Here is a 9,070-nt window from a genome sequence, read left to right on the forward strand (position 1 = left end):
CGCTTTTTTCAGAAGATATTCTTTGAGTCCCGGAACACATTCACAGACTGAATCCCAATACAACGGTTACCTTAAATGTCTCTGAATCCATTTCAGATGTCCGTATTCTGTTGCTTCCGAAGTCCAGTGTTCGTTAATGGGGGTTATCAGCGCCTCCTTGGGGCAGGTCAATACATTATAAACAATGTAGCTGGTAGTAGGAGGGCATGTATTGTCATTATACCCCCATGTCATATAGACCGGCACCTTGATGCGCCGGGCAAAGTTGACCACATCATAATAGGCCATAGTACGGATTTTCGCAGGTGTATCCATATCCTGATAACGCTTGAAAAAATGAGGATAACCTCCGGCACGTCCTGCCTTATATCCTGCCATGTCACTCAATGCCGGATGATTTGCCACACAAGCCGTTACACGCTTATCCAGTCCAGCCGTTACCAGTGCCAGTGCCCCGCCTTGGCTTCCGCCTTGTACGATAACATTCTTCCCGTCCCAGTCGGGCAAAGAAGTGAGGTAATCGATGGCACGCACACATGCCATGTAGACTTTCTTCATGTAATAATTCTCGCGGTCATCAATGCCGAACGTCAGGTAATCGCCGAAAGCCGCCGATATCTCCTTAAACTCTTTGCCGGTCATTTTCGGATTCAGTCCATGAATCTCCATTTCCATACGGATGCATCCTTCTTCGGCATAATAAATATGACGCCCAGGCTCTTTAATGGTCTTTACTCCCGCACCCGGAGGACAAAGTACCACGGGATATTTGCCCGAAGCCTTGGGACGGGTCAGATAACCATATACATACGAACCGGGACGGAAACATTGCAACTTGACCAGAAAACATTCGGTCGTTTCCGAAGCATATTCGGGAGCTGGCTCTATGGTATATTCCATCGGACACCTGGCAGCCTCAGCCAAATTCTTTTCCCAAAACGCGTCGAAGTCATCAGGGAGCTGTGTATAAGGCTGCAATTTTTCAGGAGAGAATCCCACCTTTATATGATGTCTGTAGGTCTGCCTGTCTATGGTTGCCGTAAGCCGGCAATCCAGGAATCCGGGCTGATTCATCGTACCCAACTGAATGACGGCACGTCCGTTTTTCAGCACAACCTTTCCGCTACGGTGTGCCGGCATCATATCCTCTCCCAGCTCATAAGCCACTTCTATTCCATCCTGAGGGATACCATATTTATAAAACTGCACCTCCACCTTTGCCTGCTCGCCCACTTGATAAAGCCAGTCGGGATGGTCGGGTACCGTTACCCACAGCACATCACTACGATAGGGATAATTTTCCGCAAAAAGGGGTGTGACCGCCCATACAAGCAAACACATCCATACAGAGATAAACCAATTTTTCGTATTCATCATTTTACATTTATACACAATAAAGGCGCAAAAGAAAGTATGTTTTCTTAACCACACACTTTCTTTTGCGCCTTAACCTTTCATTTATACTCGCAATTATCAAACATAAGTTTCAAGGAATTTCACCTGCCCTTCCGGTTTTACCGAAAGCTTCTGGGTAGTAGCCGGGAACAATACCGACTCGCCTGCCTGAAGCGAAAGGTGGTTGCCCTCATTGTCGGTCACACTACAAGCCCCTTCCATACAGATATAAATCACAAACGAGTCAAGCTCGCTATAATCCATTTCCATCGGTTCGGTCAAGTCGTACACCGTAGTGGTGAAATAAGGACACGCCACCAGTTCTACCGGTTCGTTCTGCTTCGGCGTGTAATGCGTACGGTAATCTTCATTCACCGTATAGTCGATGGCATCTTTCGAAAGCTCGGTATGCAGTTCGCGCGTATTGCCGTTCTTGTCCTTACGGTTGAAATCATAAATACGGTAAGTAATGTTCGAAGTCTCCTGGATTTCGGCGATAAAACATCCGGCTCCGATGCTATGGATACGTCCGGCAGGCAAGAAGAACACATCACCCGGCTGAACCGCATAGTCGGCAAGCGCGTCACAAATAGTATTGTCGGCAATCATCTGCGCATACTCTTCGGGCGTAATCTGCTTTGACAATCCCGAACGCAAATGGGCTTTTCCGCCATCATTGCCGATAACATACCACATCTCGGTCTTGCCCAGCGACTGATGACGTTTCATCGCCAGTTCGTCATCCGGATGCACCTGAATAGACAAGTCCTGGCAAGCATCGATAAACTTGATAAGTAAAGGGAATTTGCCGTTGAAACGTTTGTAATTGCTCTCCCCTACCAAAGCCGCTTTATATTCATCTACCATCTGTGTAAGGTTTTTCCCTGCGTCAGCACCGTTTGCCACCACAGACTCATCACCCGGAACGTCCGAGATTTCCCAACTTTCTCCTACTTGCTCTTGCTGGATATCAAGGTGTTTGAACGGAATGATTTTCTCTCCTCCCCAAATGGTCGATTTTAAAATCGGTTTAAACTTTAATGGATACATAGAACTAAAAGATTAGGTTAATTTATTACTACGGCAAAGGTAAGAAAACTTATGGAATCGCGAAATACATTCGGATGGTTTTACAGGACAAACGCACCAGATAACTGACCTTTCTGCAAGATTAATAATCTTGCACGCGTAAGATTAATAATCTTACAGCCGGAAGATTAATAATCTTACCAACCATGCACTTATCTGCATTTATCCGCGCAACTATATATAGCACGCAATGTATATAGTTGCGTCCTGCTCCGCAAGTAACTGCATCACACAAAATCAACCGAGACTTTTGCCCGCCATAAGGCTATGCACAAGTTATCAACAGTTATGAACAGCCTGTTGATAACTTGTGCATAACAGAAGAAACGGTTAATAAAGTCCCAGCAGATGCAGAATGGTAGGAGCCAGCAAGGCGGTCAGAATACCGTTCAATGTCAGCCCCAGACTGGCGTATGCACCGTATTTGCCGCTTATTTCCATTGCTCGCGAAGTGCCTACGGCATGCGAAGCCGTACCCATCGACAAGCCTTGTGCGATAGGGCTTCCTACATGCCCCACCTGCAACACCTTAAATCCACAGATGGCACCAAACAGCCCTACTACAATCACTACGGCTGCGGTCAAGGAAGGAATGCCGCCTACGGCGTTCGACACTTCCATGGCAATCGGTGTCGTAACCGACTTCGGAGCCAAAGACATGATCACCTCGGGCGAAGCCCCCATCACCTTGGCAATAACCGTTACGGCAACCAGCCCTACCACACAACCCGCCAACTGAGAAATGAGAATCGGCATAAGCTGTTTCTTTATCATTTTCAACTGCAAATACAAGGGAACCCCCAATGCTACCACGGCAGGCTTCAGCCAAAACTCGACCAGCGATCCTGCCTCGGAATAAGTCTCGTAAGAAACGTCCGTACATTGCAAAAAGCATATCAGCAATGCGATAGCCAACAGGATGGGATTCAGAATGAGCCATCCCGTCTTCTTCTGTATCACTTTCGAAAGAAAATAAAACCCGAAAGTAATGGCAAGCAAAAAGAACTTATTTGTGAAAAAATCCATGTTTTCTGACGATTTGATGTACCCAACCTGTAACGACCAATACCAGTACTGTGCTGACCAGCGTAGCAACGACTATGGGCCAGAACTGCGCCCGGATAATATCGAAATAAAGCATTAACGCAACTCCCGAAGGAACAAAAAAGAAACCCAGGTTTGCAACCAAGAAATTGCTCAGCCCCTGTACCCATTCCAGCTTAATCCATCCCAGCTGCAAGAACAACGTGAGCAGAAGCATCCCGATGATACTCGAAGGCAGGTGGATTCCCGTGAGGTAAACTACCAGTTCCCCCAGCGCAAGGCATCCAAATAAAATTGAACACTGACGAACCATATCCTAAAAACTTTAACTATTAAAAACGGGCGCAAAGGTAAACATTCTGGTGTTATCTTGTACAGAAACGGGCTTTTTTATTTTTCCTGCTGTCAAACATATTAAAATTCTCTACTTCTTCCGAAAAAAAAGCCGTCTTTGCAAACTTGATATTACAAAAAAACGTATTTTTGCAGTGCGGTATGAGAAAAGCGTTATCGCACACAACAAAAAGAATCACATATTAAAAAATATACAAATCTATGGATTTAATTAGTCAAATTGTTGAACGCGCAAAAGCGAACAAACAGCACATTGTGCTTCCGGAAGGAACAGAAGAACGTACGTTGAAAGCTGCCAATCAGATATTGACAGATGGTGTGGCCGACCTGACTTTGTTGGGCAATCCCGATGAAATCATGGCGCTCGCAAAAGAATGGGGTTTGGGTAACATCCATAAAGCTACCATCATCGATCCCGAAACCAGCCCGAAAAAAGAAGCATACGCACAATTATTGTGCGAACTGCGGAAGAAAAAGGGCTTGACCATCGAAGAAGCCCGCAAACTGGTGCTCGACCCGCTGTATTACGGCTGCCTGATGATTAAGGCAGGTGATGCCGACGGCCAGCTTGCCGGAGCCCGCAACACGACCGGCAATGTATTGCGTCCGGCATTGCAAATTATCAAGACTGCTCCGGGCATCACGTGTGTATCCGGTGCCATGCTCTTATTGACTCACGCCCCCGAATGTGGCGACAATGGTGTAATCGTTATGGGTGACGTAGCCGTTACTCCGGTTCCCGATGCAGGCCAATTGGCACAGATTGCTGTCTGCACCGCCCGCACTGCTAAAGCCGTTGCAGGTATCGAACCACGCGTAGCCATGCTGAGCTTCTCCACCAAGGGGTCGGCTAAACACGAAGTGGTAGACAAAGTGGTAGAAGCACTGAAGATTGCCAAGGAAATGGATCCGGCACTGAAGATTGACGGAGAAATGCAGGCAGACGCCGCTTTGGTTCCGAGAATCGGACAGAGCAAGGCTCCGGGTTCGGAAATCGCCGGATATGCCAATGTACTGGTAGTACCCAGCCTGGAAGTAGGTAACATTTCTTACAAGCTGGTAGAACGCTTAGGACATGCCACTGCGGTAGGTCCGATTCTTCAGGGTATCGCCCGTCCGGTCAATGACCTGTCGCGCGGCTGCTGCATTGACGATGTATACAAGATGATTGCCATCACAGCCAACCAGGCTATTGCGGCGAAAGCACAAGAATAACCATGTCCTAACTATAAAAACGCAGATTTACGCAGAATGTTCTTTATTCTAATTAACCTACGAAAATCTGCGTTAATCTGCGTTTAATTTCATAACCATAAAAATAACAAATCAACTATATATGAAAGTATTAGTACTCAATTGCGGCAGTTCATCCATCAAGTACAAATTGTATGAAATGACTACCAAACAAGTCCTTGCACAAGGCGGTATCGAAAAAATAGGTTTGCCGGGGTCTTTCCTGAAACTGACCTTGCCGAACGGTGAAAAGAAAATCATCGAAAAAGATGTTCCCGAACATACCACCGGCGTGCAGTTCATCTTCGACACCCTGACCAGCCCCGAATATGGAGCCGTGAAGAGCCTGCACGAAATCAATGCCGTAGGCCATCGTGTATTGCACGGAGGAACCAAGTTCAGTGGTTCTGTACTGATTGATGATGCCGTAATCGCCGCCGTAGAAGAATGTTGCGACCTGGGTCCGCTCCATAATCCAGCCAACCTGAAAGGTATTTATGCCGTACAGCAATTATTACCCGAAGTTCCACAAGTAGCCGTATTCGATACAGCTTTCCACCAGACGATGCCCGATTACGCTTACCTGTATGCCATCCCTTACCGCTATTTTGAAAAATACGGTATCCGCCGTTATGGTTTCCACGGCACTTCTCACCGCTACATATCAAAACGCGTATGCGAATTTTTGGGAATCCCGCAAGAGGGAAGCCGTATCATCACCTGCCATATCGGAAACGGAGGTTCTATTGCTGCCGTAAAAGACGGGAAATGTATTGATACCAGTATGGGACTGACCCCATTGGAAGGCTTGATGATGGGTACACGCAGCGGCGACATAGATGGAGGTGCCATCACTTACATCATGAAAAAGGAAGGACTTACCCCCGATGAAATGTCTACATTGCTGAACAAGAAGAGCGGTGTATTGGGCATGTTCGAAAAATCGAGTGATATGCGCGAACTGGAAGCTGCCGTACAGAATGGCGAAGAACGTGCTATTCTGACCGAAAAGATGTATTTCTACCGTATCACCAAATACATTGGTGCATACGCAGCAGCCATGAACGGCGTGGATGTCATTCTTTTCACAGGCGGTGTAGGCGAAAACCAGTCGAGTGCACGTGCTGCTGTCTGCAAGAACCTGGAATACCTGGGTGTGAAAATCGATGATGAAAGAAACAAGGTGCGCGGCGAAGAAGCCATCATATCTACCGATGACTCGAAAGTGAAAGTCGTAGTTATCCCGACCGATGAAGAGCTGACCATTGCAACCGACACGATGAACATCCTGAACGAACGCAATTAAGTAAATAATCATTAAATAGGTTTATAAAAGGGCATCCCCGTAAGTCGCTTTTCATTATCTTTGCACGGGCAGAGACAAAAAGCGGCTTCTGGGGATGTCTTTTTTGTCCTCCCTCATCCAAGAACTTAAACACATAGAATATGAAAAAAAAAGTTGTAACATTCGGTGAGATCATGCTCCGTCTTACCACTCCCGACAATCTTCGCATACAACAAAGCCATGATTTTCTGGTCAACTATGGAGGAAGTGAGGCCAATGTTGCCATTTCCATTGCCAATTTCGGAGGAGAAGTGGAATTCATAACCCGCCTGCCCGACAATGCACTGGGAGATACCTGCCTGTCCGAACTGCGTTCGCACAACATTGGAACAGGACATGTACTGACGGGAGGCAACCGCTTAGGAACATATTATATGGAGAAAGCAGCCGCCATGCGTAATTCAAAAGTGATATACGACCGCGAACATTCGGCTTTCTCAGAACTGAAACCCGGCATGATAAACTGGCGTGATGCATTCAAAGACGCTTCCATCTTCCACTGGTCGGGCATCGATGCGGCTCTTACACCGGGACTTGCCGATGTATGTAAAGAAGCCATTGACACAGCCAAGGAAATGGGACTGACCATTTCGTATGATATCAATTACCGTAAAAACCTGTGGAACTACGGGAAAAGCGCACAGGAAGTATTGCGTCCCCTGATGGTTTCGAGCGACATCATGTTCGGAAGCGAAGGAGAGTATGCTTTGGTTACAGGACTGAAAGCACCGGGATTCAAAGCCACACGCAATGGAGAAGCATACGATCTGGAAGCCTACGAAGCTTTCTGCAAAGGCATCAGTGAACAGATTCCCAACTGCAAATACATCTACATTGCCCTGCGCAACGTCATCAGCTCGGTACACCATACCTTTGCCGGCATCCTTTATTCGCACGGCACTATGAAACATACCCGTGTGTTCGACATTGATGAAGTGGTAGATTGCGTTGGTGTAGGCGATGCTTTCTGCGGTGCCATGCTGTATGCCCAACACGCTTTTGAAGATGAACAGAAGCGCGTAGACTTTTCTACGGCGGCCTCTGTACTGAAAAATACCATTGCAGGCGACTACAATATGGTGAAAGTTGCCGAAGTGGAAGGCTTGCTCGCCAAACACGAAAACGGTGAAGTGGCAAGATAAATCAGTTGACAAGGTAACAAGAGAACAAGGGAACGAGGGAACGAGGGAACAAGGGACGAGGGAACAAGGTGACGAGGGAACTAGGTGACAAGGTTTCAAAAACTTGGGTTGAAGTATGCAACACTATTCAAAACCTCGTCCCCTTGTTACCTCGTCAACTTGTCACCTTGTCAAATCGTCACCTTGTCACCTTGTTACCTGACTTCCGTCTCTCCTTCGATGAACTGTTCCATAAAAAGATTCTCACCATCGAATACGGCATACGAGAACTCGGATATCCAATCGCCCAGAATCAGGAGACGCGATGTGCGGCTCAACATCAGGTCGAGCATGATGTGGCGATGGCCAAAAATAAAATAATTGATATCAGGATGCGTTTTCAGGTATTTCTTTGTAAACAACACCAACGGTTCTTTATCTTCGCCCATATAAGGAGGCTCTTTCCCCTCTTCCCGCTTCTGGCGACTATGCTTCGCCCACTCCAGTCCCAGTTCTACACTCCAGCGCGGATGCAACATCGAGAACATACGTTGTAAAGTATGACTATGAAACATCATCCGGAGCAAATGAAACTTACGGTCATTATCGCCCAGCCCGTCGCCATGAGCCAGGAAGAACTCCTTTCCGTAAATCTCGCACGTCTGCGGTTCCCGGTGCAGAATCACTCCACATTCTTTCTCCAGATAATCACCACACCAGATATCGTGGTTTCCGATGAAGAAATGCACTTCCACTCCCCGGTCGGTCAATTCAGACAATTTGCCCAAGAAACGGGTATATCCCTTAGGCACAACCAGCTTGAATTCGTACCAAAAGTCGAACATATCCCCCAAGAGATACACAGCCGAAGCCCGTTCCTTAATACTGTCGAGGAAATTGACCAAACGGCGTTCCTGAGTGCGGCTATGCGCAATAGCCCGCGAGCCTAAATGCGCATCCGACAAAAAATATACATTCTTCATCGCATCCATCATTACCTGTTTTTATAAAAATCCTAACTCCAGTTTTGCTTCTTCGCTCATCATGTCCTTGTCCCATTCCGGCTCGAAGACCAGATTGATCTGGGCTGCTTTCACCCCCTCTACCGACTCTATCTTCTGCCGGATATCTTCCATGATGAACTCGGCGGCGGGACAATTGGGAGCCGTAAGCGTCATATCCACCACCACTTCTCCGTCATCCTGAAGGTCAATCTTGTAAATCAGTCCCAAATCGTACACATTGACCGGAATCTCAGGGTCGTAAACGGTTTTCAACATATCCACAATCCGCTCTTCTATCTTCAATTTTTCAGTATTATCCATATCCTTCTTTCTTTTGACTGTTTGCGACAAATATACGACAAAAAAGTGAAATAAGCCGCAGAAGAAAGAGCGAAAGTTAAAGACAGCATTAGAGTTTATGTAAATTAGTTATGATAGTTCCAAGGGTTGATTTTAATTCTGAGATTATGCAGTGCCATACATGT

The 9,070-nt window shown here is 46.7% G+C and carries 9 protein-coding genes; 3 read left to right on the top strand and 6 right to left on the bottom strand.

Features of this window, described 5'->3' with window-relative positions; all coding sequences use genetic code 11:
• Positions 1-66: 66 nt before the first annotated feature.
• The 4 genes from H9625_RS13385 to H9625_RS13400 all read right to left on the bottom strand — a co-directional run bounded on the left by H9625_RS13385 (position 67) and on the right by H9625_RS13400 (position 3,841).
• Entirely contained in the window at positions 67-1,377 is a 1,311-nt protein-coding gene (locus H9625_RS13385) for an acetylxylan esterase (protein ID WP_191764813.1), read from the bottom strand.
• 96 nt (positions 1,378-1,473) lie between these two features.
• On the bottom strand, positions 1,474-2,445 hold the full coding sequence (locus tag H9625_RS13390; protein WP_191764815.1) for a type I phosphomannose isomerase catalytic subunit: 972 nt from the start codon (positions 2,443-2,445) through the stop codon (positions 1,474-1,476).
• Between the two features lie 369 nt (positions 2,446-2,814).
• Positions 2,815-3,510, bottom strand: coding sequence for an LrgB family protein (locus H9625_RS13395; RefSeq protein ID WP_022039626.1), 696 nt, complete (start codon positions 3,508-3,510; stop codon positions 2,815-2,817).
• A complete protein-coding gene (locus tag H9625_RS13400; RefSeq protein ID WP_022039627.1) occupies positions 3,491-3,841 on the bottom strand; it encodes a CidA/LrgA family protein in 351 nt (116 codons plus the stop codon). Before H9625_RS13400 ends, H9625_RS13395 begins: the two co-directional genes overlap by 20 nt.
• A 242-nt stretch (positions 3,842-4,083) precedes the next feature.
• Between H9625_RS13400 and pta the strand changes: the two genes are divergently transcribed.
• From pta to H9625_RS13415, 3 genes are all read left to right on the top strand, one after another.
• Entirely contained in the window at positions 4,084-5,097 is a 1,014-nt protein-coding gene (gene pta, locus H9625_RS13405) for a phosphate acetyltransferase (RefSeq protein WP_022039628.1), read from the top strand.
• 121 nt (positions 5,098-5,218) lie between these two features.
• Positions 5,219-6,421 carry an acetate kinase gene (locus H9625_RS13410; protein WP_191764817.1) on the top strand — a complete coding sequence of 401 codons (1,203 nt, stop codon included), beginning with the start codon at positions 5,219-5,221 and terminating at the stop codon, positions 6,419-6,421.
• A gap of 140 nt (positions 6,422-6,561) precedes the next feature.
• Positions 6,562-7,602: a sugar kinase gene (locus H9625_RS13415; RefSeq protein WP_022039630.1), complete on the top strand. Its 1,041-nt coding sequence runs from the start codon at positions 6,562-6,564 to the stop codon at positions 7,600-7,602.
• Positions 7,603-7,796: 194 nt separating this feature from the next.
• Here the strand turns inward: H9625_RS13415 and H9625_RS13420 are convergent, their stop codons facing one another.
• The gene (locus tag H9625_RS13420) at positions 7,797-8,564 is read right to left on the bottom strand and encodes a UDP-2,3-diacylglucosamine diphosphatase (RefSeq protein WP_087209279.1); all 768 of its coding nucleotides are present in this window, start codon (positions 8,562-8,564) and stop codon (positions 7,797-7,799) included.
• A gap of 21 nt (positions 8,565-8,585) precedes the next feature.
• Positions 8,586-8,906, bottom strand: a complete 321-nt coding sequence (locus tag H9625_RS13425; protein ID WP_022039632.1) for a metal-sulfur cluster assembly factor — start codon at positions 8,904-8,906, stop codon at positions 8,586-8,588.
• Positions 8,907-9,070: the final 164 nt, after the last annotated feature.

It is taken from the genome of Phocaeicola intestinalis (assembly GCF_014837065.1).
In the GTDB taxonomy this organism is placed as follows: Bacteria; Bacteroidota; Bacteroidia; order Bacteroidales; family Bacteroidaceae; genus Phocaeicola; species Phocaeicola intestinalis.